Annotated in this window: 23 protein-coding genes, 2 tRNA genes and 1 rRNA gene; 11 read left to right on the top strand and 15 right to left on the bottom strand. The window is 62.8% G+C overall.

What is annotated here, in order from left to right:
- Positions 1-393 precede the first annotated feature (393 nt).
- The 5 genes from rpmH (at position 394) to mnmE (ending at position 4,492) form a co-directional block, all read left to right on the top strand.
- Positions 394-528 carry a 50S ribosomal protein L34 gene (gene rpmH / locus NHH73_29995; protein ID USX29752.1) on the top strand — a complete coding sequence of 45 codons (135 nt, stop codon included), beginning with the start codon at positions 394-396 and terminating at the stop codon, positions 526-528.
- Between the two features lie 90 nt (positions 529-618).
- On the top strand, positions 619-1,062 hold the full coding sequence (rnpA, locus tag NHH73_29990; GenBank protein ID USX29751.1) for a ribonuclease P protein component: 444 nt from the start codon (positions 619-621) through the stop codon (positions 1,060-1,062).
- Positions 1,059-1,331, top strand: a complete 273-nt coding sequence (gene yidD, locus NHH73_29985; GenBank protein ID USX26715.1) for a membrane protein insertion efficiency factor YidD — start codon at positions 1,059-1,061, stop codon at positions 1,329-1,331. The genes rnpA and yidD overlap by 4 nt, the downstream gene beginning before the upstream one ends.
- 11 nt (positions 1,332-1,342) lie before the next feature.
- On the top strand, positions 1,343-3,040 hold the full coding sequence (gene yidC / locus NHH73_29980) for a membrane protein insertase YidC (GenBank protein USX26714.1): 1,698 nt from the start codon (positions 1,343-1,345) through the stop codon (positions 3,038-3,040).
- A gap of 72 nt (positions 3,041-3,112) precedes the next feature.
- Entirely contained in the window at positions 3,113-4,492 is a 1,380-nt protein-coding gene (gene mnmE / locus NHH73_29975; protein USX26713.1) for a tRNA uridine-5-carboxymethylaminomethyl(34) synthesis GTPase MnmE, read from the top strand.
- 143 nt (positions 4,493-4,635) lie between these two features.
- On the opposite strand, the gene NHH73_29970 is transcribed toward mnmE, so the two are convergent.
- The 3 genes from NHH73_29970 to NHH73_29960 form a co-directional block, all read right to left on the bottom strand.
- The gene (locus NHH73_29970) at positions 4,636-4,860 is read right to left on the bottom strand and encodes an addiction module protein (protein USX26712.1); all 225 of its coding nucleotides are present in this window, start codon (positions 4,858-4,860) and stop codon (positions 4,636-4,638) included.
- Between the two features lie 145 nt (positions 4,861-5,005).
- Positions 5,006-5,989 carry an SMP-30/gluconolactonase/LRE family protein gene (locus tag NHH73_29965; protein USX26711.1) on the bottom strand — a complete coding sequence of 328 codons (984 nt, stop codon included), beginning with the start codon at positions 5,987-5,989 and terminating at the stop codon, positions 5,006-5,008.
- A complete protein-coding gene (locus tag NHH73_29960; protein USX26710.1) occupies positions 5,986-6,975 on the bottom strand; it encodes a GGDEF domain-containing protein in 990 nt (329 codons plus the stop codon). Before NHH73_29960 ends, NHH73_29965 begins: the two co-directional genes overlap by 4 nt.
- Positions 6,976-7,363: 388 nt before the next feature.
- Between NHH73_29960 and NHH73_29955 the strand changes: the two genes are divergently transcribed.
- Entirely contained in the window at positions 7,364-7,573 is a 210-nt protein-coding gene (locus NHH73_29955) for a hypothetical protein (GenBank protein ID USX26709.1), read from the top strand.
- Positions 7,574-7,576: 3 nt separating this feature from the next.
- Here the strand turns inward: NHH73_29955 and NHH73_29950 are convergent, their stop codons facing one another.
- Both NHH73_29950 and NHH73_29945 read right to left on the bottom strand, forming a co-directional pair.
- Positions 7,577-8,197, bottom strand: a complete 621-nt coding sequence (locus NHH73_29950) for an Hpt domain-containing protein (protein USX26708.1) — start codon at positions 8,195-8,197, stop codon at positions 7,577-7,579.
- Positions 8,198-8,322: 125 nt separating this feature from the next.
- Positions 8,323-9,309: a CAP domain-containing protein gene (locus tag NHH73_29945; protein ID USX26707.1), complete on the bottom strand. Its 987-nt coding sequence runs from the start codon at positions 9,307-9,309 to the stop codon at positions 8,323-8,325.
- A 192-nt stretch (positions 9,310-9,501) separates the two neighbouring features.
- Between NHH73_29945 and pssA the strand changes: the two genes are divergently transcribed.
- The gene (pssA, locus tag NHH73_29940; protein USX26706.1) at positions 9,502-10,284 is read left to right on the top strand and encodes a CDP-diacylglycerol--serine O-phosphatidyltransferase; all 783 of its coding nucleotides are present in this window, start codon (positions 9,502-9,504) and stop codon (positions 10,282-10,284) included.
- A gap of 18 nt (positions 10,285-10,302) precedes the next feature.
- Here pssA and NHH73_29935 read toward each other — a convergent pair whose 3' ends face one another.
- A complete protein-coding gene (locus NHH73_29935; GenBank protein ID USX26705.1) occupies positions 10,303-11,229 on the bottom strand; it encodes an aldo/keto reductase in 927 nt (308 codons plus the stop codon).
- 168 nt (positions 11,230-11,397) lie between these two features.
- Between NHH73_29935 and NHH73_29930 the strand changes: the two genes are divergently transcribed.
- Positions 11,398-12,768: an HDOD domain-containing protein gene (locus NHH73_29930; GenBank protein USX26704.1), complete on the top strand. Its 1,371-nt coding sequence runs from the start codon at positions 11,398-11,400 to the stop codon at positions 12,766-12,768.
- 133 nt (positions 12,769-12,901) lie between these two features.
- On the opposite strand, the gene NHH73_29925 is transcribed toward NHH73_29930, so the two are convergent.
- The 9 genes from NHH73_29925 to NHH73_29885 all read right to left on the bottom strand — a co-directional run bounded on the left by NHH73_29925 (position 12,902) and on the right by NHH73_29885 (position 21,528).
- Positions 12,902-14,047, bottom strand: coding sequence for a D-alanyl-D-alanine carboxypeptidase (locus NHH73_29925; GenBank protein USX26703.1), 1,146 nt, complete (start codon positions 14,045-14,047; stop codon positions 12,902-12,904).
- Positions 14,048-14,108: 61 nt separating this feature from the next.
- Positions 14,109-14,777: an alpha/beta hydrolase gene (locus NHH73_29920; GenBank protein USX26702.1), complete on the bottom strand. Its 669-nt coding sequence runs from the start codon at positions 14,775-14,777 to the stop codon at positions 14,109-14,111.
- A 6-nt stretch (positions 14,778-14,783) separates the two neighbouring features.
- Positions 14,784-15,101, bottom strand: a complete 318-nt coding sequence (locus tag NHH73_29915) for a (2Fe-2S) ferredoxin domain-containing protein (GenBank protein ID USX26701.1) — start codon at positions 15,099-15,101, stop codon at positions 14,784-14,786.
- A 52-nt stretch (positions 15,102-15,153) separates the two neighbouring features.
- On the bottom strand, positions 15,154-16,353 hold the full coding sequence (locus tag NHH73_29910; protein ID USX26700.1) for a VanZ family protein: 1,200 nt from the start codon (positions 16,351-16,353) through the stop codon (positions 15,154-15,156).
- On the bottom strand, positions 16,350-16,970 hold the full coding sequence (locus NHH73_29905; GenBank protein ID USX26699.1) for an ABC-type transport auxiliary lipoprotein family protein: 621 nt from the start codon (positions 16,968-16,970) through the stop codon (positions 16,350-16,352). Before NHH73_29905 ends, NHH73_29910 begins: the two co-directional genes overlap by 4 nt.
- 9 nt (positions 16,971-16,979) lie before the next feature.
- Complete coding sequence (locus NHH73_29900; GenBank protein ID USX26698.1) at positions 16,980-17,918, bottom strand: MlaD family protein; 939 nt, start codon at positions 17,916-17,918, stop codon at positions 16,980-16,982.
- Positions 17,918-18,793, bottom strand: coding sequence for an ATP-binding cassette domain-containing protein (locus NHH73_29895; protein ID USX26697.1), 876 nt, complete (start codon positions 18,791-18,793; stop codon positions 17,918-17,920). The genes NHH73_29900 and NHH73_29895 overlap by 1 nt, the downstream gene beginning before the upstream one ends.
- Entirely contained in the window at positions 18,793-19,920 is a 1,128-nt protein-coding gene (locus tag NHH73_29890) for an ABC transporter permease (protein ID USX26696.1), read from the bottom strand. The genes NHH73_29895 and NHH73_29890 overlap by 1 nt, the downstream gene beginning before the upstream one ends.
- Before the next feature lie 135 nt (positions 19,921-20,055).
- On the bottom strand, positions 20,056-21,528 hold the full coding sequence (locus NHH73_29885) for a DUF4080 domain-containing protein (protein USX26695.1): 1,473 nt from the start codon (positions 21,526-21,528) through the stop codon (positions 20,056-20,058).
- Positions 21,529-21,951: 423 nt separating this feature from the next.
- Between NHH73_29885 and NHH73_29880 the strand changes: the two genes are divergently transcribed.
- The 3 genes from NHH73_29880 to NHH73_29870 all read left to right on the top strand — a co-directional run bounded on the left by NHH73_29880 (position 21,952) and on the right by NHH73_29870 (position 23,736).
- Positions 21,952-23,480 (top strand): 16S ribosomal RNA (locus tag NHH73_29880).
- Between the two features lie 80 nt (positions 23,481-23,560).
- A tRNA-Ile gene (locus tag NHH73_29875) sits at positions 23,561-23,637 on the top strand.
- 23 nt (positions 23,638-23,660) lie between these two features.
- Positions 23,661-23,736: transfer RNA gene (locus NHH73_29870), tRNA-Ala, on the top strand.
- Positions 23,737-23,812: the final 76 nt, after the last annotated feature.

The following is a 23,812-nucleotide window of genomic DNA, read 5'->3' as shown; positions in this document are numbered from 1 at the left end:
GAATCTTATCTATTCTCTACTGCTGATGAGGGTGTGGACCGGGGCTGTTGCGCCGCGGGTTCGCCACACGTAACGCGCTATTCTACTCTCGCTCGCTAAAGTTATCCACAGGCACGCCGCTTATTTTCGTACTTTCGGCTGAGCTGGAATCGCCGGCAATCCGGATCTGTTGTTGACAAGCAGGGCCGAAATGCTGATAATTCAGGGTTCCCCGCCCGTATTCCGTGTTTATTCACTTGAACGTCAATATGGAGTAAGCGTGGATTAGCGGGCGATGAGATGGACCCAGCTGTGCCGGTAGCGTTGGCATGGGTGCGCGAAGTGTCATTGGCACCAAAAATTGACGGGCGCTGGCCCGATTTTGTATTTTTTTCTGCTTTTAGCGAGACCAACATGAAACGTACTTACCAACCTTCCGTCGTGCGTCGTAAACGCACCCACGGCTTCCGCGCTCGTATGGCTACCCGTGGTGGCCGTGATGTGCTCAACGCACGTCGCGCAAAAGGCCGCAAGCGTCTGGCTGTATAAGCCACCTGCTTGTTAGCTGATCGCGTGGAAAGCTGTATTTCAAGCGGCTCGACAGGCGAAGGTTCCCACGACTTCGCGCGCGTTCGGCGTATCGTTAAAACGGATGAATTTTCATCCGTTTTTCGTTTGCGCCCCACGCAAAAAAGCGCGCATTTCGTGCTCTACACCCGTCTGAACGAATTGCCGCATGCGCGGCTGGGCGTCGTGGTGGCCAAGCGCTTTGCGCCCCGGGCCGTCACGCGCAACACGATCAAGCGCGTCACCCGCGAGCTGTTCCGCGTGACCGGCCTGCCCGCCATCGATTGCGTGGTGCGCCTGGCCAAGCCGGTCAACAGCAAGGACGGTCCCGCCACCACTGCCGCGCTCAAACGGGCGCTGCGGGTGGAATTGGCGCGCCTGTTCGCCGCGCAGGCCAAGTTGTCCGGCCGGCAGGCGGCGCAGGCGCAGACCTCCGCGCCCGCGCAGTCAGTTTCGGCGGCAGCGCCGGCGGCGGCCTTGCCTTCGGTGGCCACGCCTCCACTTACGCCGTCATGACCAAAGTGCTCCGCTTCCTGCTGCGCGCCTACCAGCTGACCATCAGTCCGCTGCTGGGGCCGCGTTGCCGCTTCTATCCGAGCTGCTCGAATTACGCGCTGGAAGCGTTGCAGGTGCACGGAGCGGGCAAGGGCAGCTGGCTGGCCGCCAAACGCGTGTGCCGCTGCCATCCGTTCAACGACGGCGGCTTCGATCCGGTGCCTCCGAAGGACGCGCCGGATGCCAAGAATTCCTCTTCAACGACCGCTTGCGGTTGCAACCACTCCTGATAAATACCCTAATGGATATCAATAAACGTACCATCCTGTGGATCGTGTTTGCCGTGTCGCTGGTAGTTCTATGGAACAACTGGATGGTCTCGACCGGCCAGCCTTCCATGTTCGCCCCGGCACCGGCCCAAACCGCCAAGGCGCCCGAGGCGAAGAAATCGGAACTGCCGACCGCCGCCACAGCGACGACCGCCGGCGCCGCCGCATTGCCGGGCGCGCCCGCAGCCGACGCGCCGTTCAAGAGTGAGCGCATCACCGTAACGACCGACCTGTTCAAGGTCGACATCGACACCCTGGGCGGCACCATTCGCCGCCTCGAGCTGCTCAACTACAAGGACGGCGTCGACACCCACAAGAACCAGGTGCTGTTCGACGTCGACAGCGCCACCGGCAAGACCTATCTGGGCCAGACCGGCCTGATCGGCGCGGCCGGCCTGCCGAACCACACGACCGGCTTCGTCGCCCGTCCAGGTCCGCGCGTGCTCGACGGTTCGAACCAGATCCAGCTGGTGCTCGATTCGGAGCAGGGCGGCGTCAAGCTGACCAAGACTTACACCTTCAAGCGCGGCGACTACGTCATCGATGTGCGCCACGACGTCACCAACGTCGGCACCGCGCCGGTCAAGCCGGAGCTGTACATGCAGCTGGTCCACGACGGCAACAAGCCGGCCGGCGACTCGTTCTTCAATAGCAGCTACACCGGCCCGACCCTGTACACGGCGGCCGACAAGTACCACAAGCTGAAGTTCGAAACCCTGGAGAAGGACGCCGAGTCCGCCGCCAAGTCGGGCAAGGACGTGATCCAGGAGCATCCGACCAAGGCCGACAACGGCTGGGTCGCGATCTCCCAGCACTTCTTCGTCTCCGCCTTCATCCCGCAGGACAAGACCCCGCGCACCATCTTCACCAAGAAAGTGACGACCAACCAGTACGCGATCGGCACCATCCAGCCGCTGGGCACGCTGGCGCCGGGCGCCACGGTCAGCAACAGCGCGCGCCTCTACTCGGGCCCGCAGGTTGAGAAGATCCTGGAAAAAGTCACCCCTGGCCTGGAACTGGTCAAGGACTACGGCATGCTGGCGGTGATCGCCAAGCCGATCTTCTGGGTCATGGACCACATCCACAGCGTGCTGGGCAACTGGGGCTGGACCATCATCGTCTTCACCATCCTGATCAAGCTGCTGTTCTTCCCGCTGTCGGCCGCCGGTTACAAGAGCATGGCCAAGGTCAAGCTGGTCACGCCGAAGATGCAGGCCATCCGCGAGCGCTACAAAGGCGATCCGGCCAAGATGAATCAGGCCACGATGGAACTGTACAAGGCCGAGAAGATCAATCCGCTGGGCGGCTGTCTGCCGATCCTGGTGCAGATGCCGGTCTTCATCGCCCTGTACTGGGTACTGCAGGCGGCGATTGAAATCCGTGGCGCGCCATGGATCGGCTGGATCACCAACCTGGCCGCGCCGGACCCATGGTTCATCCTGCCGGTGCTGTACGCGATCTCGATGTACATCACCACCAAGCTGAACCCGGCGCCGGCCGACCCGATGCAAGCGAAAATCATGCTGTTCATGCCGCTGGCGTTCTCGGTCATGTTCTTCTTCTTCCCGTCCGGCCTGGTGCTGTACTGGGTGGTCAACAACGTGCTGTCGATTTGCCAGCAGTATGTGATCACCAAAAAATTTGCGACGCCGGAACCGGCCAAGGCGTAAACCTTAGCCGTTAGTGTTGCCAGGAAGCCCGTGTTGATCGCGGGCTTTTTTTATATCCTCTACAATTAGCCCATGAATATCGACTCCTCCCCCATCGCCGCCATCGCCACCGCACCGGGACGCGGCGGCATCGGCGTCGTGCGCGCCTCCGGCAAGAACTTGCAACCGCTGATCGCCGCGCTGTTCGGCGCCACCGCGCTCAAGCCGCGCCACGCCACCTACATTCCGTTCACGCAGGCCGACGGCGCCATCATCGACCAGGGCATCGCCATCTGGTTCAAGGGGCCGAACTCGTACACAGGGGAGGATGTGCTGGAGTTGCAGGGGCATGGCGGACCGATCGTGCTGCAACTGCTGCTGGCGCGCGTGCTGGAGGCGGGCGCCGAGCTGGGTTTGCGGCTGGCCGAGCCGGGCGAATTCACGCGCCGCGCGTATCTGAACGACAAGCTCGACCTGGCGCAGGCCGAGGCGGTGGCCGATCTGATCGACGCGTCGACCGAGGCGGCGGCCAAGTCGGCGTCGCAATCGTTGTCGGGCGCGTTTTCGAAGACGGTCAACAAGCTGGTCGAGGGCGTGACCGGGTTGCGCATGCTGGTCGAAGCGACCCTGGATTTCCCGGAGGAGGAGATCGACTTCCTGGAGAAATCGGATGCGCGTGGGCAGTTGGCGGGTATCGTCAGCGCGCTGGACCAGGTGTTCAAGCAGGCCGCGCAGGGCGCACTGTTGCGCGAGGGGCTGAGCGTGGTGCTGGTTGGGCAGCCGAACGTTGGCAAATCGTCGCTGCTCAATTCGCTGGCCGGTTCGGATGTCGCCATCGTCACGCCGATCGCCGGCACCACGCGCGACAAGGTCACCGAGACGATCCAGATCGAAGGCATTCCGCTCAACATCATCGACACGGCCGGTATCCGCCACGCGGACGAGACGTTGGACGTGGTCGAGCGCATCGGCATCGAGCGCACCTGGGGCGAGGTCGGCAAGGCTGATGTGATTCTGCACCTGCTGGACGCCGACCACGGCCCGTCGCGCGCGGATGAAAACATCGTCGCCGCCTTCCCGGCGGGAGTACCCGTGCTGCGCATCTGGAACAAGATCGATTTGTCGGGCCACAAGCCGAGCGTGGATGCGATGCCGGACGCGACGCACGTGTATCTGTCGGCGCATGAGAACATCGGCATCGACCTGCTGCGCAAGGAACTGTTGCGCATCGCCGGCTGGCAGCAGACGGGTGAGTCGCTGTACCTGGCGCGCGAGCGGCACCTGATTGCGCTGAAGAACGCCGGCGCGCATCTGGAGCGGGCAGGGGAGCACGCGGCGCAAAACGATCAGTCGCTGGATTTGTTCGCCGAGGAATTGCGCTTGGCGCAGGCGCAGCTGTCGAGCATCACGGGCGCGTTCTCGTCGGACGATTTGCTGGGCGTTATCTTCAGCCGGTTCTGTATCGGCAAATAAACTCCGGGGTCAGGTCCGCCATTGCTACACGGGCTCTGCATGGGGTGTGGATCTGGCTTGCCGAGGTACCTTGATCCAGCATAAGCCGCCGACGGAGCGTGGCCGATTACGCTGCGCTAATCCGCCCTACGTGGTTGTGTGGCTTAGCGTCGGTCAAGGTTGGTAAATACCTCCTGTGCCGGGACGGTGATCGCATCTCCACGTCCGACCGCCTCCAGGCGAGCTTCGGCTTCAATGCGCCAAGCCTCTTCGATATTATCGCGATCTGTAGATTCCAGTGATTCCAGCAAAAAGAACAAAAGATGCGCCTTGTCCGCATCGTTTAGCTGTGAGATGCGTTGTTCAAGTTCGCGGAGATCTTGCGACATCGTTGCACCTGTTTCGCCCCAATCTGAGAGCAATTATAAGCAGGTTCTAAATTACGTAGGGCGGATTAGCGAAGCGTAATCGGCCATGTATGAGTCGCCGACGACGCTGACCACATCCATTTCGCCAAATCCGCCCCCCACGAGATCAGTACGGCAAGCCGCTGACGTTCAACGCGATCTTCCACACCGATCCCGCGCCGGTGATGAACAACGTCTTGCCATCCCCGCCGCCAAACGCGGCATTGGTGACATTTGCATCCACCTTGATCGTGGCGATGTGCTTGCCCTGCGGCGTGAATACGCGGATGCGCTGGTCCGTGTGCTCGGTGACGTAGACGTTGCCCTGGCAGTCGATCGCCATGCCGTCCGGGATGCCCAGGCCATTGACCAGGTCGCGTCCCTTGCCAGGCTTGCCGCCGACGATAGGATACGCGCGCAGCACGCCTTTTTCGCCAACCATACCGTTCACATACAGTACGTCTCCTGCCGGCGACAGCGATACGCCGTTCGGATTGGTCAGCGTGTCGTCGACCACGGTCACCGTGCCGTCGGCCGCCACGCGGTAGACGCGCGTCTTGTCCTGCCCGCCCGGGGCGGCGTCGCGCTGGAAGGCCGGGTCGCTGAAGTACAGGGTGCCGTCGGCGGCCAGCGCCATGTCGTTAGGGGAGTTGAAGACGTTGCCGTTGTACTTGGTCACGACATCGCTGCGCTTGCCGTCCATCGTGTAGCGCGAGACGCTTTTGTACTTGTGCGTGGCCGCCAGGATGTTGCCCTGCGCGTCAACCGCCAGGCCGTTGCTGCCGCTGTCAGCGATCAGGGTGGTGACCTTGCCGCTCGAATCTAGCTTTTGAATGCGCGACGGGAAGCCCGGCCCGAAAGTGAAGTCGGAGAAATACAGCGCGTCCTTGATCCATACCGGACCTTCATACAGCCCAGGCTCGGAGCGCGTCGGGTTGGCGGCGACGATGCGCTGCGCGGTCAGTTCGCCGGACGGCGCGGTGCCGGTGCAGGCGGCCGGCGCAGTGGAGGCTGAGGCGGCAAATGCGGCCGGGGTGCCAAAGGCCACCAACGCGGTGGCGACGGCGGCGGACAGAATCGATGCGAAGCTAAAGGCAGGGCGAATTTTCATGCGTTGGTTTCTTCCAGTTTGTGAACAATGACGCAATCGCGTCCGGCGTGTTTGGCGGCGTACAGGCAGCTGTCGGCGGCGGCCAGCATGGTTTCGGCGGTGCACAGCCGGTCCTTGACGAAGCTGGCCACGCCGATGCTCATTGTCACATACGGACGCATGGCGGCGGGCGCGTGCGTGACCTCCAGTGCGGCGATGCGCGCGCGGATGGTCTCGGCGACCAGCGCCGCCTGCTCCGGGCCCGTGTCCGGCAGCACGGCGCCGAATTCCTCGCCGCCGTAGCGCGCGGCCAGGTCGGCCGGCCGCTGCAGCATGGCGGCGAACGCTTCCGCGACCAGGGTCAGGCAGGCGTCGCCCTGCTGGTGGCCGAAGTGGTCGTTATAGGCCTTGAACGAGTCGATATCCATCAGCAGCAGCGACAGTTGCCCGCCGTTGCGCTGGGCGCGCCGCAGTTCCCGGTCGAGCGCGACGTCGAAATGGCGCCGGTTGGCGATGCCGGTCAGCCCGTCCACGTACGATTGCGCGCGCAGCGCTTCGGCCTGGCCGCGTAGCTGGCGCTCGCGCCCGACGGTGCTGCTGATGTCGCTCACCTGGATCAGGCAGAAGCGTTCCTTGCCTTCGGTGAACGGCGTCACCGACACCGACTGCTCGATGCGCTCGCCACCCCAGGTGCCGGTCGGGAACAGCGGGAAGGGCGAGCGGTTCAGTCCCGGCGACAGCTGCTGCGGCGTCTTGCTTTGCATCGCACTGTGCACGGCCTGCTCGAGCCGCTGGCCGCGCAATTCTGGAAACACGTCGAACAGGTCGTTGCCCATCACGCGGTGCGCGGACTGGCCCGAGTGACTGGCCATCCACTGGTTCCACAAGACGATGCGCTGGCCGGCGTCGAGCACGATCAGGCCGAGGTCGGCGAGCGCCAGCGCGCGGGTGGAGAGGTGGGAGTGGCCGGCAGTCGCAGGCGGGGAAGCATGAACAGTTTCAGGCATTCGAACTTTCCAGGCGGGAATGATAATGGTGTAATGATTATAAGCCGCCTGACTCGCCATGGGGATGCCGGCGATGCCCTGAAGCCACAATTTCACAGCGACTCACTATCATTTTCGACTTTTCAATTAAAAAATATTTATCCCCTATGAGCGCCCCCGCAGGCGCGACAGGCGCCGCTGGAAAAGTGTCGTATGGGCGCATTTTTTGCCGATTCGGCGGCTGTGGCCGGTTGTCCGAACCTGCTATGATTGATTCGTCGCAAATGAGTGTTCGGTTTCCAACACATGGCTCAAAACCGGCGCGGCCTTGAGAATTCTCATGCTTGAGATATTCCGCTGAAGTAACCTTGCAACGTTGACTTGGGCACTGCCTGGAACGGAGGGGATCGTGGAACCGACACAAGAAAGCGTACCGGACGATGGCGCCGGCACGGCGCCCCCGGCGATGGCGGCGCCTGTCTCGCCGGCCCGCACGCGGCAAATGCTGCCGCCCAAGGGCTCGTGCTGGTATTGCGAGAAGCCGCTCGACAACGTCAAACGCTTCTGCGACAAGGAATGCGCCGACGCCTTCGACGAAGAGAAAGAATTTACGCGCTGAAGACTAGTTCTTCGCCGCCTGCAGCACCGCCAGCGCCGCCTCGAAGTCGAACTGATGCGCCGCCTCGGTCACCTCCTGAAACACCGCCACTCCCAAGCTCGCCGCGAGCACCGTCGCCGACTGCTCCAGCACATCGATGGCCGCGCCGTCGCCTTCTTCCAGCAGCCTGGCCAGATGCTGCACCAGCATGCGCGTCTCCGGCGGATGCTGGCCGCTGGACGCCGGCTCGGCCGGCGGTTGCTCGTCGGCCGCGTTCAACGCCGCGTCGATCGTGCCCATCAGGCAGCGCAGCGCGTGCTCCAGCTGCGCCAGCGGACCCATACATAACGCCGCCGGCCCGGCGCAGGCTTGCTCCAGCGTGCCCGCCAACAGATAGACCTGCTGGGCGCCGATCATGCCGGCCGCCCCCTTGAGCGTGTGAATGATGCGTTGCGCGCCGGTGGCGTCGCCGGCCGTCAGTTCGTTGCGCGCCTGGTTGGCGCTGTCCTGATAGCGTTGCCGGAAGCGGCGCAGGATTTGCAGGTAGAGGGCGCGGTCGCCCATCAACTGCTGCAAACCGGTTTCCACTTGCAGGATATGGCCCTCGGCGTGAACCGGTGAGGCTGGCGTGCTGGAAAGTGTCATGGGCGGGGCGTTATCGCGGATCGGTGGTTGGTCTAAGCCGTACGGAAACTGGAGTGTAGCCGTACGATAGCAGACCTTACCGGCCGCAACAACGCATGGGGTGTCCGCTCGGATTCAGCCGAGGGTCACTGCATGGTCGTGAACGACCAGGTGCGCGGCGCCGCCACCCCGTTCACCGTGCCGTCGAAGCTGACATCGTAGACGGTGCCGCGGCGAAGCGGCGCCAGCGGAATGATCGCCGCGCCTGCGGAAGAGGTGCGCGAATCGGTTGCGCTGCTGAGCAGAAGCGTGTTCAGCGCGCTGCCGCCGCGCGGCGCGATGGTGAAGCTGCGCACCACCACGCCGGCGCCGCCCCGGCCGCTGTCGGCGTGGACGCTGACCGGGTAGCCAACCAGGTCCTGGTTCGGCACCGGATCGGGCGATTCGGTATTGCTGGAGAAGCTGGTCGGCACGTTGGTCTGGTTGCTGATCGGGTAATTGACCAGTCTGCCCGCGCCGATGCCGGCGCCCAGGCCGTTGGTTGCCGTCAGGTCGGCGGTGAAGTAGGTGTAGCCGCCGGAGACGGTGGTGGCGCCGGTGCCGACTTCCTTGAACACCGGCTCGAACATCACGAAGCGGTGATAGATCGCGGTGATCAGCTCCTCCACCTGGTAAAAGCCGGACGTGTTCGTCGTGGCGGAGATGACTTCGCCGATCGCGCGGCCGCCGACCAGGCCATAGCCGGCCGCGCTCAGGCGGTTGGTCAGGGTGGCGCCGGTAAAGCCGGGCGCGCCAACGATTTGTTCGTGGGTGACGGTGTTGTTCAGGCGCAGATAGTTGGAATGTCCCAGCGCGGCCGTATCGACCTGGCTGTTACGCGACAGCACCGACAATCCCAGCTGGGCACGCCGGTAATTGAGCCAGTTGTAGCCGTCCAAAGCGGTGTTGCCCGTCAGCGTGGGTGCGCCGGGTTCTTGCACCGGCGGAGTGGTCTGATTGTTCGATGTCGTTGGCGCGGTCTGGCTGCTGCTGCCGCCGCCTCCGCCGCCACAGCCCGCGAGCAGCGCGGCGATCAGCAGCATTGCCGCCGGCAACGGGGAGCGGGAGAGTTGCCGGCTCTTATGGTTTGCCATGTTGAAAACTCCTGTGCGTATGGGCTTTTCGCCCGGACTGGCTACAGCGATTCTAAGCCAGATTGGGCCACCGCGGCACGCAATATGCTAGCCGGACCGGTTCGTACGGGACGGCTTGCGTAAAATGGTAAGCTAGCCCTTCAGCCAGCCATCCGCTGGCGCCGAGGGTATGCTTAACCTGGAAGTTGTCATTTGAAACCTATCAATCAAGCGCGCGTACGGCGCGCCAAGTTCGCTCTGCCCAGTATGGTGACGTTGATGTCCATCGCCTGCGGCTTCGGCAGTATCGTCATCTCGGTCGACAACGCGCTCGTCGGGTCCGCCGAGGACTACCGGCTGGCGGCCATTTTGCTGGTGCTGGCCGGCGTGTTCGACGCGCTCGACGGCTTTGTCGCGCGCGCCACCAACACCTCGTCCGAGTTCGGCATGCAGCTCGACTCCATCGCCGACGTGATGAATTTCGGCTGCGCGCCGGGGCTACTGCTGTATTGCTATGGATTCGTGCAACTGGGCGTGGACCATCCGACCCTGCTGCGGGCCGGCGGCATCGCCAGCTTCTTCTTTGTCGCCTGCGGGGCATTGCGGCTGGCGCGCTTCAATGTCAGTGTCGGCCGGACCGACCCGCGCTATTTCGTCGGCATGCCGATCACGGCGGGGGCGGCTTGCGTGGCGTCGGTGGTGGTGGCCTGGCCGGACCCGGCGGCCGCCACATGGCATGCGATTCTGGTCGTGTTGCTGTTGTTTGTGGTCGGCACGCTGATGGTGTCGACCGTGCGCTTCCCAAGTTCCAAGCAGAAGAAGAGCTGGGGCGCGCTGGCGTTGTTGGTGGTGAATCTGGGCTTGCTGGCCTGGTTGCAGGCCGCGTATTTCGTGCTGTTCTTCGTGGTGTACATCGCCTTCACGCTGGCGCTGAACCTGGCCTGGAAGAAGGGCTGGAAGGGGATCGCGCCGCCGGTCGTCTATGACGACATTTGAGGCGGCGCCTGGCGCGGGTCAGGCGACTTCGTGCCCGCGCGCCGCGCGCAGGATCTCAAACCACTGGCTGCGGCTCAACGTGAACTGCGCCGCCTCCACCGCCTCCGCCACCGCCTGAATCCGCCCCGACCCGGTCAGCGGAATAGGACGGCTCGGCAACTGCATAATCCACGCAAACACCACGCTGCCGAACGGACGCCCCACTTCGTCGGCGATCTTCTGGATCACCGCGCTCACCCGCACGCCCGCCGCATCGTCCTTGCTGAACAGGCGGCCGCCGGCCAGCGGCGACCAGATCATTGGCGAAACCCCCAGATCCTGCAAGCCGTCGAAGGTCTCGTCGAACATCGGCGCCACGCACAGCGGGGAGAACTCCACCTGGTTGGTCGCCAGCGCGATGCGGCGGTTCAGGCTCTCGAACTGGTGGCGGCTGAAGTTGGACACGCCGAAATGCCGCACCTTGCCCTCCTGGCGCAGACGGCCGAACGCTTCGGCGATCTCGTCGAAATTCATCAGCGGATCGGGACGGTGGATCAGCAGCAGGTCCAGATGATCGGTGCCCAGCTGGCGCAGCGAGTTTTCCGCCGACGCGATGATATGGCTGGCGCTGGTGTCATAGTGCTGGATCGTATGGTCCGGGCGCGCCGCGTTGATCAGCTTGATGCCGCACTTGCTCACCAGCTGCATGCGCGCGCGCAGCGATGGTTGCAGTGCCAGCGCCTCGCCGAATACCGCTTCCACGCCGTAGCCGCCGTAAATGTCCGCGTGGTCGAAACTGGTCACGCCCATTTCCAGGCACTGCTCGATGAACGACACCCGTTGCTGCGGCGTCAGGTTCCATTCGTTCATGCGCCACATGCCGGCGACGATGCGCGACAAGGTCGGGCCACCCTTGCTGGTGACGATGGACGGGCAGGACAGGTCGGTCGGCGGAACGTAGCTCATGAGCGTGCTTTCACAGGTGGCGGGAGTGCGCAGATTATACGAGAACCCTGTATTTAAGTTACAGAGATTGCGTCGCACCGCCCCAGTTTTTTCGCCATGCACAAGTTGTGCGCCAACCGTTCCACGGTATCATCGTTGCAGAAAAACGCTTCCGCAGAGGAGTATGACGTGGGATTTTTGTCTTTTCTGAGGTCGAAGGCGCAGCCCGCCACACCTGCCGCCGGCGTGTCCCTCATGGAGCCGCCGCCGGAGCCGCCACCGGTGCCGGCGGCGGTCAAGCCTTCCGCCGGCGATCCGGAGGCCATCGTCGTGCGCGCCGAGATCGTCGACACGCGCAGCCGCCTGCGCGGCTACCGGTTCTCGGTTCCCGTGGGCGCCAACGGGCTGCCATTGGCCGAGCAGCTGGCGATCGACACCATGGCCGCCGCCCGCCTGCCCGAGTTCGCGCAGGACCGCCTGTCGCTGGTGCAGCTGAGCATGGATGCTGTGGCATCCCGACATTACCTGCCGCTGATCGCGCCGCACACCATATTTATGCTGGATCGCAAGGCGACCGACCTGCCGGTGACGCAGATCGCCGAGCGCATGGCCGCGCTGCGCCAGTCCGGCTGCAAGGTCGCCTTGCGCGGCCTGTCGCTGGACGCCGAAGACGTGCCGCTGCTGGCGCTGTGCGACTTGGCGATGCTGTACTTGAATGAACATGCGCTGGCGGATTTCCAGACGCTCGCCAAGCAATTGCGCATGCGCTATCCGGACATGATGCTGGCGGTGGACGGCGTCGAGTCGTGGGACGAGCAGCGCATGTGCCTGTCGTGGGGCTGCGATTATTTCCTCGGCCACTACCTCACCACCAGCGACCAGGTCGATCCGGACGCCAAGATCGATCAAAGCCGGATGACGTCGATTGAGCTGCTGAACCTGCTGCGTACCGACGCCGAACTGCCCGCCATGATCGAGGTGGCCAAGCGCGACCCCGGCATGACGTTCCAGGTGCTGCAATGGGCCAATGCGCCGAGCAACGGCCAGGCCACCAAGGTCACCAGCCTGCAGCAGGCGTTCATGGTGCTGGGGCGCAATCAGCTGTATCGCGGGTTGACGGTGTCGATGTTCCGGCTGGGCGGCGGCGCCAATCGGGAGCGCGACGCGTCGCTGCTGGAAGTGGCGCTGACGCGCGCGCGTTTCCTGGAGACGTGCAGTCCGCTGCCGTTGGCCAAGCGGGACGAATTGTTCCTGGTGGGGTTGTTGTCGCTGTTCGATGTGCTGCTGGGCGTGCCGATGGCCAATCTGGTCGGCAAGATGCATCTGTCGGACGACATCCGCGATGTGCTGCTGGGCAGCGAGGGTGTTTACGGGCCGTATTTGATGATGGTGCTGCTGCTGGAGCGGGACAAGGTCGAGCGGGCATTGGAGATCGCGCGGACGCTGGGGATGGAGCCTGAGGGATTGGCGGAATGCGGACAAGCCGCCTTTCGATGGGCACAGGAATCGATGCGTTACACAGGAGACTCGGGAAACACGGGAAACACGGGAAACACGTAGGGCGGATTAGGCGGCACGCCGTAATCCGCCTATGCATGCGCCGTCGAAACGCACGCAATGGCGGATTACGCTGCGCTAATCCGCCCTACGTGCCTCCACGTGTATTTGCACTTCCAGGGCCAAATCGGCTGTTTTAGTTCATCCAGAGACGAATCGAATCCCAGGCGCGGCCGAAGATCGACGCTTCTTCGACGTTTTCCAGCGCCACCACCGGCAGTTCCAGCAGCGGTTTGCCGTCCACCATCATCTTCAGCGAGCCGACGCGGGTGTTCAGCGGCAGCGGCGCGACCAGCGGGTCCTTACGCTCCAGCACCGGCTTCATCTTGGCGGCGACACCCTTCGGCACCGTCACCATCACGTCGCTGGTGAAACCGATCTTGACCGCGCTTTGCGAGCCCTTCCAGATTTCCGGCGTCGCGATGGCCTGGCCCTTGGAGTACAGCTTGACCGTGTCGAAGTTCTGGAAGCCCCAGTTCAGCAGCTTCTGGCTTTCCTGCGTGCGCGTGTTGTCGGAATTGGTGCCCAGCACCACCGAGATCAGGCGGCGCTCGCTGGCGCCGTTCGGACGCCGCGCCGAGGCGATCATGCAATAGCCGGCCGCTTCGGTGTGGCCGGTCTTCATGCCGTCGACGGTCGGGTCCAGCCACAGCAGGCGGTTGCGGTTCGGCTGCGTGATCTTGTTGTAGGTGAAGCTCTTGACCGAGTCGATCTTGTAGAACTGCGGGAAGTCCAGGATCACGCGCTTGGCCAAGACCGACAGGTCTTGTGCCGTGGAGAAGTTATCCGGGCTCGGCAGGCCGTGCGGATTGGCGAAGCGGGTCGACTTCAAGCCCATGCGCTCGGCTTCCTTGTTCATCATGACGACGAAGGCCGATTCGTCGCCGGCGACCGCTTCGGCCAGCGCGACGGCGGCGTCATTGCCCGATTGAATCATCAGACCGTGCAGCAGGTCGTCGATGCTGACCGGCGTGGCCGGGTCGATGAACATCTTCGAGCTGGAAGCGTCGACCTTCCACGCCTTGGTCGAGACGTTGACCATCTGGTTCAAGGTGACCTTCTTGTCGCGCAGCGCGCCGAAGACGACGTAGGCCGTCATGATCTTGGTCAGCGAGGCCGGCTCGACGCGGGCGTTGGGATCTTGCGAGGCGATCACCTGGCCGCTGGTGGCGTCCAGCAATAGCCAGGATTTGGCGGCGATGGTAGGGGGCGGCAGGGTTTGGGCCACAGCGGCGGACATCAACATCACACTGGTGGCCAGTGCCGCGATCAATTTTTTCATGGGCTAATATTCGGTGATAAGGTTAAGAAGTGCGTAAAAAAACAGCGGGGATTATAGAGCGTTAATCCGCCGCGGCGGTGTCCGTTTCAGTACCGGCAACGTCGCCGGGACGGCGCCACAGCTGGGTCACCCAGCTTTTTATGTGTTGCAACTTGCGGTGGAAGAAGTGGTCGGCGCCCGGGATGACGATCACCGGGATTTCCTGCGGACGCAGCCAGTCGAGCACGTCGATCAGCGGGATGGTGTCGTCATTTTCGCCGTGGATCAGGATCGTGTCGGCTGGAATGTCGGCCATCTCCCATTTCTTGGCGGCGCTGCCGACCAGCACCAGGCGCTCGGCCGGCGTGCCGGCGGCGACCAGGCGCTGCGCCAGCTTCGACTGCACGAATGTGCCGAACGAGAATCCGCCCAGCGCCACCGGCAGGCCCGGATATTTCCCGGTCATCCAGGCGTGCAGGATGGCCATGTCGTCGGTCTCGCCGTGGCCGTGGTCGTGCACGCCCTCCGAGGCGCCGACGCCACGGAAGTTGATGCGCGCCACCACGTAGCCGAGGCTGGCGAAGGTGCGCGCCAGGGTGACGGCCACCTTGTTGTCCATCGTGCCGCCGTACAGCGGGTGCGGATGGGCCACCAGGGCGACGCCGACCGGCGTGTCGTTCTTCGGATAGTCGATCTGGCCTTCCATCAGGCCGGCGTTACCCGCCAAGGTGAATTTTTCGTTCTTGTTCATAGCTCTTTAGATTTTAAGACGGTCAACAATCTTGCCCTGTACCAGGTGGCTGTCGATGATTTCATCGATGTCGCTGGTGTCGACGTAGGTGTACCAGACGCCTTCGGGATAAACCACCAGCACCGGGCCTTCTTCGCAACGGTCCAGGCAGCCTGCCTGGTTGATGCGGACACCGCCGTGGCCGTTGATGTCGAGCTGCTTGCAGCGTTTCTTGGCGTGCTTTTGGGCGGTTTCGGCGCCGTGGTCGCCGCAGCTGTTGCGGCCGTCGTCACGCTTGTTCATGCAGAAGAAGACGTGGTGTTTGAAATACGGAGTGTCGCTCATGGCTATCTCTCTCGGAAAAAGTTGTCAGCCAGCGAGGCCAATGCTAGAGGCGCTATGATACCCGCCCTTGGCCGGCGCCGGTGTTTGGCTCTCTGGGCTCCCTGGGTTCCTTGTTGAGCTTGTGCGATGGCAACCACAGGAACCAGACCGCGAAGAACGGCCACAGCAGCGACAGGAATTGCGCCGCGCCATTGAAGTTGAGGAACTTGCCTTGCACCCATGTTTGCAAAGTGGCCACGAAATACGGGTTGGCGGGGGTGGTGTTGATGATCACAAGGCTCAGCAGCAAGGTGACCGCGCCCAGCCGCCGCTGCGCCACCTGTGGCGCGAAGGTCAGGCCGGCCAGCATGATGGCGCCGATCAGGAAGCCGCCCTCGGCGCCCGGCGTCACCCAGGCGAAGGCGTTCTCCGGCGAAAACAGCAGCGCCGTCGCCAGCGCCTTGACGACGATGGCCGAGCCGATCATGGCCGCCACCAGCAGCGCGCGCGGGGCCGGCTTGCGCAGCAGGCACAGCAAGGTGAGCGCCGCGCCCACCATGCCGCAGGCGGTGATGATGGTCTCCGACAGCCAGTATTGTTCGACCGTCAGCACCATGTCCGGGCGCACGTAGCTGGCCAGGTCGATCTCCATGTCGAGCAGCTGCGACAGCCAGTCCGACAGGATCGGCAGCAGCTGGCCCAGGCCGAACAGGAAGCTTTGCGGATAGATCTGCGCCAGCGGCCACAGCGCCAGCAGCACCAGGCCCTGGCTGGCGTGCGGCGCGAACCAGGCGCGCCGCAGCCGTTGCAGCGGGCTTTCGTCGAGCAGCCGCCGTACCGTCAGCACGCCGATCAGCGCGCCGACCGCGCAGCCGGCGGCGTTGGTGTAGAAGTCGAGGTTGGACGAGACGCGGCTGGGCAGATAGGTTTGCACCGCTTCCATCGTGCCGGACACCAGCAGCCCGCACACGGCGGCCAGCAGGAAGGCGAAGATGCCGCGGATGCGCGGGTACAGCGAGTAGACGATCAGCGCCCCCAAAGGCACGTAGCCGACCACGTTGATGATGGCGTCGAACTTGGTCCAGTAGCGCGGCATGCTCGAGGTTTCGAGGAAGATCAGCGGCGACAGGCCCTGGTTCTGCCAGCCGGAGAACGGGAACCAGCTGGCGTAGATGATCAGCAGCAGATAAGCCAGCAGCGCCGCGCGCGACAGCGGCGAGCCTTTGCGGACGTGCGCCGGAGCTGGCGGCGCCGATGCTGCCGGTTGTGTCATTGCCCCTGCGGCGGCAGCGCCGCCAGCCACACCAGCACGTCGGCGGCCAGCGCGTCGGAAGCGTCGGCCAAGGCGCGCGCGCCGCCGGCGGCGTCCGCGCTCGGCGCCGGGGCGCTGCGGGTGAAGGTCTTCTGGTCCACTAGGCGGTGGCTGCGGAACACCGAGGCGCGCAGGCTGATATTGCCGCTGCTTTGCGTGGCCGTCTCGAAGTTCTGGGCGAAGTCGTCGACCTCCAGCCGCAGCAGGTTGACGCTGGCGGCGGAGTCGGTGGTCGACAGCACCTTCACGCCGGCCTGCGCGATGCGCGCCTTCATGCGCTGCGTGACCAGCTGCAGCGGGGTGCTGGTCCACTGGTTGTAGGCGTAGGGGCGCGACTGGCGCGCGTCGGCGTACAGCAGGCGGTAATGCATGCGCTCCGTGTCGAGCGACGCCGGGCCGGTGGCGTCGGCGACGATGATGGCGCCGATGCCGTTCGCGCCTGCCGTCCGGGGTGGCGGCGGCAGCGGGCCGAAGTCGTAGTTGGCATTGGTTGGGCCTTTGCTGGCGCAGGCGCTGAGCAAAACGGCGGCGATGAGGGCGGCGCTGATGGTGGCGCGAGCGCGCAGGGTCGTGGTCATCGGTGATCCTTATTTGGTCGGAGCGGTAAAGCCTTCTTCCCCCGGGCCGGGCGGGGTGCCGGGAGCGCCGAAGATCAGGCTTTGCGGACGATCGTTAATCTTGTTCATGGTCTTGCGCAGCGCGCGCATCGACGAGCGGGTGTCGTCGGCCAGCGAGTTCACTTGCGGCAGCGTGTCCAGTTCCAGGCCGCCGGCCACCGATTCGACCGACAGGCCGATGCGGTCGACGGTGCCGCTCACGCGCGCGATCGGGCCGTCCGGCGCTTGCAGGCCGGTGGTCAGGCGATTGACGTCGGTCGCCAGCGCGTTGACGGAGACCAGCGTCCTTTGCACCTCGTTGGCCAGCGCCGGCAGCTTGACGATGGTCGGTTCCAGCTTGGCTGGCAGGTCGCGGTATTTGTTGGCGGTCTCGCTGACGTCTGCGAACGCCGCCAGCATGATCTTCTGGTTCTCGGGGCTGAGCAGGGTGTTGAGGCGTTTGGTCACTTCCTCGGTCTGCGACAGGATCTCCTTGCCGCGTTTTTCCACCTGGTCCAGGAAGCCCTGGCGCAGCGGGATGACGGCCGGCGCCTCGTTGCTGGTGGCCAGCAGCGGCGAACCGGTTTGCTCGTCGTCGAGCTGGATGAAGGCGATGCCGGTCACGCCCTGGTAGCCCAGGGTGGCGTAGGTGGTCTTGGTGATCGGCGCGTCGGTGTTGATGTTGAGGGTGACGAGGATCTGGCCGGCCATCTTGGGATTGAAGGCGATGCCGCCGACCTTGCCCACTTCCAGGCCGCGGTAGCGCACCGGCGCCTGCGGATTCAGGCCCGGCACCGATTGCGTGGTGGCGATCACGTACGGCGCCCGCTCGACGCGGTCGCGGTTGAACCAGATGCCGAACAGGATCGCCGCGATCAGCAGCGTGATCGTGAAAAAGCCGGTGGTGAGTGCGTGTGATCTGTTTTCCATCAGTGATCCTTGTTGGTTTTTTCGTCCAGCGTTTTTTCGTCCAGCGCCTCCAGTGCGCGGCGTCCCCGGTCGCCCAGGAAGAACTCCTTGATGAACGGGTGGTCGACCTTCAGCACATCCTGCAACGGGCCAAGGGCGATCACGTGTTTTTCCGCCAGTACGGCGATGCGCGTCGACAGCGCGAACAGCGTATCCAGATCGTGCGTGACCATGACGACCGTCAGCCCCAGTTCCCGGTGCAGCGATTTGATCAGCGATACAAACGCTTCCGACAGGTCGGGATCGAGGCCGGCGGTCGGCTCGTCGAGGAACAGCAGCTTCGGCTCCAGCGCCAGCGCACGGGCCAGCGCCACGCGCTTGACCATGCCGCCGGACAGGTCGGACGGCATCTTGACCGCATGTTCCGGTCCCAGGCCGACCATATTCATTTTCAGCAGCACGGCGTCGCGCACCAGGTCTTCCGGCAGCACCTGCAACTCGCGCATCGGCTGGGCGATGTTCTCGAACACCGTCAGCGCCGAATACAGCGCGCCTTGCTGGAACAGCATACCCCAATGGTTGCGCAGCTGCTGGAGCTGGGCCGGACCGATCTCGCTGATGTCTTCGCCGAACACGCGCACGCAGCCGCGCGCGGGACGTTCGAGGCCCAGCATCTGGCGCAGCAGGGTGGTCTTGCCGGTGCCGGAACCGCCGACGATCGACATGATCTCGCCCTGTTCGATTTCCAGGTTCAAGTCCTGGTGCACGACGGTGCGGCCGTATTTGGTCCACAGGCCGGTGATGTCGACGATCGGCACGCTGCCGTCGAGCGTCAGCTCACCGGTGCCGGCGCCCGGACCGCAGGCTTTTTCGGGGACGAGTGCAAGATCGGCCATCAGAACCCCACGCCGTTGAACAGGATGGCGAACACCGCGTCGGCCAGGATGACGACGGTGATGGCCGTGACCACCGAGGTGGTGGTGCCGCGTCCCAGGCTTTCCGTATTCGGCTTGATGCGCAGGCCGAAGTGGCACGACACCAGCGCGATCAGCATGCCGAACACCACGCCCTTGCCAAGGCCGATCATGTAGTTCGCCAGCGGCACCGCGTCCGGCAGCTTGGAGATGAAGTACTGCGGCGACAGGCCCAGTTCCACCTGCGCCGACAGCATGCCGCCGATCAGCGCCATCGAATCGGTCCAGATCACCAGCAGCGGCATCGAGATCGCCAGTGCCAGCACTTTCGGCATCACCAGGCGGAAGCCGTGCGAGATGCCCATCACCAGCATGGCGTCCAGTTCCTCGGTGACCCGCATCACGCCCAGTTGCGCGGTGATCGAGGAGCCCGAGCGGCCGGCGACCAGGATCGCCGCCAGCAGCGGTCCCAGTTCGCGGATGACGCTCATGCCGAGCAGGTTGACCAGGTAGATGTCGCCGCCGAAGGCGCGCAGCTGCTGCGCGGAGAGGAACGACAGCACCACGCCGATCAGGAATCCGACCAGCGCCGTGATGCCCAGCGCCTGGAAGCCGGCGTGGAAGATGTTGGCCGAGATTTCCTTCCACGGACCGCGTTGCGGCGCGCGGACGAAGCGCCACAGGTCCAGCGTCAGTTGGCCGATCAGCGCGATGAAGCCGGCCATGTGCTCGAAGAACAGCAGCATCGCGAAGCCGAGCTTCATCACCCACGTCAGGCGCGCCTGGCGTGGACGCGGCAGTTCGAGCTTGCCGGTGGTTTCGAGCCGGTTGAAGAATTCTTCCTGCCCGGGCGCCAGGTGCAGGTCGGGCGGGCGGGTTTTGCCCCAGGCGTTCCAGAACAGCTGGGCGCCGATATGGTCCATGCTGTCGATCGCCGACAGGTCCCAGCGGACTTTGTCGGCCTTGAGGGATTTCAGCAGCCCGGTGATGGTGGCCATCGCCTTGCCCTGCGCCAGAGCGTGCACTTGCCAGGTGCCGCCCGCCGCGACCGACGGGCCGTTGGCGGCACCAGGATTGAGGGTGAGGGTAGGCTCTTGGGCTGTAGGCATTACGTCAGTTTAAGGGAGTTTGGCCGGGTCCGCCATAGGTGTTCGTAGGATGCGCTAAAGGCGAAACCCGCACCGCCAGGCGGGGTCGTACCCAGTGGGGTACGACCCCAGGCTCCGGTTTGCGGGTTGGCGGCATCAGGCGGCCAGCCTGCGCGCCTGCCGTTTGGGCGCCGGCGTCTCCGCCGGTTTCGGCTTGGCGCCGGCGTAATCGCTGGCCAGCAGCGCGTCGGCGTCCGCCTTGTCCATTCCGCGTTCCTGCAAATAGCGCGACACCATGGCCACCAGCCGCTCCAGCGCAATGCGGTGGGTGGCGTCGGTATTCGCGTACAGCCAATCCGAGAAGGCCATGAAATGTTCGAACGCCGAATCCCCCAGCAGCACCGGCAGCGTATTGCCGAAGCGGCCCGAGTTGGCCACCAGGTCCCAATAACGGGCGAAGCGCACCAGCCGCTGCATGGTCGGGAAGTCGATATCGCGGTTGGCCAGGATGGTGTAGGGCGCATACGGCTCGAACACCAGCCCGAATTCCTGCGTGTGGCGGATGATCGGCGTGCCGCGCAGGCGCTTGAGGATACCGAACTGGATTTCGTGCGGATCGAGCGCCCACAGCTTGTTGAAGCCTTCGGCGAAGCTCTCCACCGTCTCGCCGGGCAGGCCGGCGATCAGGTCCACGTGCATGTGGGCGTTGGAGTGGTCGGTCAGCCAGCGGATATTGTCGGCGGCCTTCTGGTTGTCCTGCTTGCGGCTGACCAGCGTCTGCACCGCCGGATTGAAGCTCTGGATGCCGATCTCGAACTGCAGCGCGCCAGGCGGGAACTTGCTGATGCCCTCTTTCAGTGCGTCGGGCAGGTGGTCCGGCACCAGCTCGAAGTGGGCGTAGACCGGATCGTCCGGGTTGGCCTCCAGCTTATCGAGGAAGAACTGCATGATCTTCAGGCTGGTCTTGATATTCAGGTTGAAGGTGCGGTCGACGAACTTGAACAGCCGCGCGCCGCGCGCGTGCAGCAATTCCATCTCCGCCAGGAAGCTCTCCAGCGCGAACGGCCAGGCCGTCTTGTCCAGCGCCGACAGGCAGAATTCGCACTTGAACGGGCAGCCGCGCGAGGCTTCCACGTAGATCGTGCGGTTTTTAATATCGTCGTCGGTATAGAGGGAGTAGGGCAGCTTAATCTCGGCCATTGGCGGCTGCACGCCGGCGTGCACCTTCATCAGCGGTTTAGGGCCGTTGAGGATCTCGCCGCACAGCTTGGGGAAGGTGACGTCGCCCCAGCCGGTGATCAGGTAGTCGGCCAGCTTGACGATTTCCTGCTCGTTCGATTCGTACGACACTTCAGGCCCGCCCAGCACCACCATCACGTGCGGCGCCACGCGCTTGAGCATGGCGATAACTTTGGTCGATTCCTCGACGTTCCATATATAGATACCGAAACCGACGATCTTCGGCGCGTGCGCCAGGATGCGTTCGACGATCTCGGTGGTCTTGGCGCCGATGACGAATTCCTGCAAGCGCGTTTGCTCCTGGAGCTCTCCCATATTCGCTAATAGATAGCGCAATCCCAGCGAGGCGTGGGTGTAGCGGGCGTTGAGGGTGGTGAGCAGGATGGACATGACGCGCTTTGGATCGGTAAAAGCGACATTTTACGCTGTCGCTCTTGTCAGCAGTCGAACCCTTTGTTATAGTTCGCCTCCCCGCAAAACGGCGACGCAGAACAAGGTGTTGCAGAGTGAAGCGGGGCAAAAAATAGAGTTGACGAGATAAACGAAACAGTTCATAATCTTGCCTCTTCGCTGATGAACACAACGCTTCTTCAGCAAGCAGTACCAAACAAAGTTCTTTAAAAATTAACAGTCGATAAGTGTGGACGTTTGATGAAAGTGCACGCGGGACTTCGGTTCCGCGATACTTAAAATATCAAATGTTCACAAGAAGTAATGAAATAGGCGCTACGAAAGTAGTGGCCTGTCAGTATTTTGAGTGAGCGACCTCTTAGTAATAAGAGTGCCGGTAAAACGGCAAAAGTAACAGAGATTAAACTGAAGAGTTTGATCCTGGCTCAGATTGAACGCTGGCGGCATGCCTTACACATGCAAGTCGAACGGCAGCGCGGGGCAACCTGGCGGCGAGTGGCGAACGGGTGAGTAATATATCGGAACGTACCCTGGAGTGGGGGATAACGTAGCGAAAGTTACGCTAATACCGCATACGATCTAAGGATGAAAGTGGGGGATCGCAAGACCTCATGCTCCTGGAGCGGCCGATATCTGATTAGCTAGTTGGTAGGGTAAAAGCCTACCAAGGCATCGATCAGTAGCTGGTCTGAGAGGACGACCAGCCACACTGGAACTGAGACACGGTCCAGACTCCTACGGGAGGCAGCAGTGGGGAATTTTGGACAATGGGCGCAAGCCTGATCCAGCAATGCCGCGTGAGTGAAGAAGGCCTTCGGGTTGTAAAGCTCTTTTGTCAGGGAAGAAACGGACCTTTCTAATACAGGGGTCTAATGACGGTACCTGAAGAATAAGCACCGGCTAACTACGTGCCAGCAGCCGCGGTAATACGTAGGGTGCAAGCGTTAATCGGAATTACTGGGCGTAAAGCGTGCGCAGGCGGTTTTGTAAGTCTGTTGTGAAATCCCCGGGCTCAACCTGGGAATGGCAATGGAGACTGCAAGGCTAGAGTTTGGCAGAGGGGGGTAGAATTCCACGTGTAGCAGTGAAATGCGTAGATATGTGGAGGAACACCGATGGCGAAGGCAGCCCCCTGGGTCAAAACTGACGCTCATGCACGAAAGCGTGGGGAGCAAACAGGATTAGATACCCTGGTAGTCCACGCCCTAAACGATGTCTACTAGTTGTCGGGTCTTAATTGACTTGGTAACGCAGCTAACGCGTGAAGTAGACCGCCTGGGGAGTACGGTCGCAAGATTAAAACTCAAAGGAATTGACGGGGACCCGCACAAGCGGTGGATGATGTGGATTAATTCGATGCAACGCGAAAAACCTTACCTACCCTTGACATGGATGGAATCCCGGAGAGATTTGGGAGTGCTCGAAAGAGAACCATCACACAGGTGCTGCATGGCTGTCGTCAGCTCGTGTCGTGAGATGTTGGGTTAAGTCCCGCAACGAGCGCAACCCTTGTCATTAGTTGCTACGAAAGGGCACTCTAATGAGACTGCCGGTGACAAACCGGAGGAAGGTGGGGATGACGTCAAGTCCTCATGGCCCTTATGGGTAGGGCTTCACACGTCATACAATGGTACATACAGAGCGCCGCCAACCCGCGAGGGGGAGCTAATCGCAGAAAGTGTATCGTAGTCCGGATTGTAGTCTGCAACTCGACTGCATGAAGTTGGAATCGCTAGTAATCGCGGATCAGCATGTCGCGGTGAATACGTTCCCGGGTCTTGTACACACCGCCCGTCACACCATGGGAGCGGGTTTTACCAGAAGTAGGTAGCTTAACCGCAAGGAGGGCGCTTACCACGGTAGGATTCGTGACTGGGGTGAAGTCGTAACAAGGTAGCCGTATCGGAAGGTGCGGCTGGATCACCTCCTTTCTAGAGTGGCACGAACCCGTTAAACGGTTCACTCATCAAGCGTTCACACTTATCGACTGTCAATATAAAGAACAGCATTTGGGGCTGTAGCTCAGCTGGTTAGAGCACCGTGTTGATAACGCGGGGGTCGTTGGTTCGAGTCCAACCAGCCCTACCAGTTTCTGCCTGTAGTACATCTCAGGGGGATTAGCTCAGCTGGGAGAGCACCTGCTTTGCAAGCAGGGGGTCGTCGGTTCGATCCCGTCATCCTCCACCAAAAAGTTCAAATGTAAGCAACGCCAATCGCGTGTGTTTAGATTTGGTCTTTTAGAGATCAAGTGCTGTACGTTCTT

Source organism: Oxalobacteraceae bacterium OTU3CINTB1 (assembly GCA_024123955.1).
In the GTDB taxonomy this organism is placed as follows: Bacteria; Pseudomonadota; Gammaproteobacteria; order Burkholderiales; family Burkholderiaceae_D; genus Rugamonas.
This window is presented reverse-complemented; position numbering and strand designations above follow the sequence as displayed.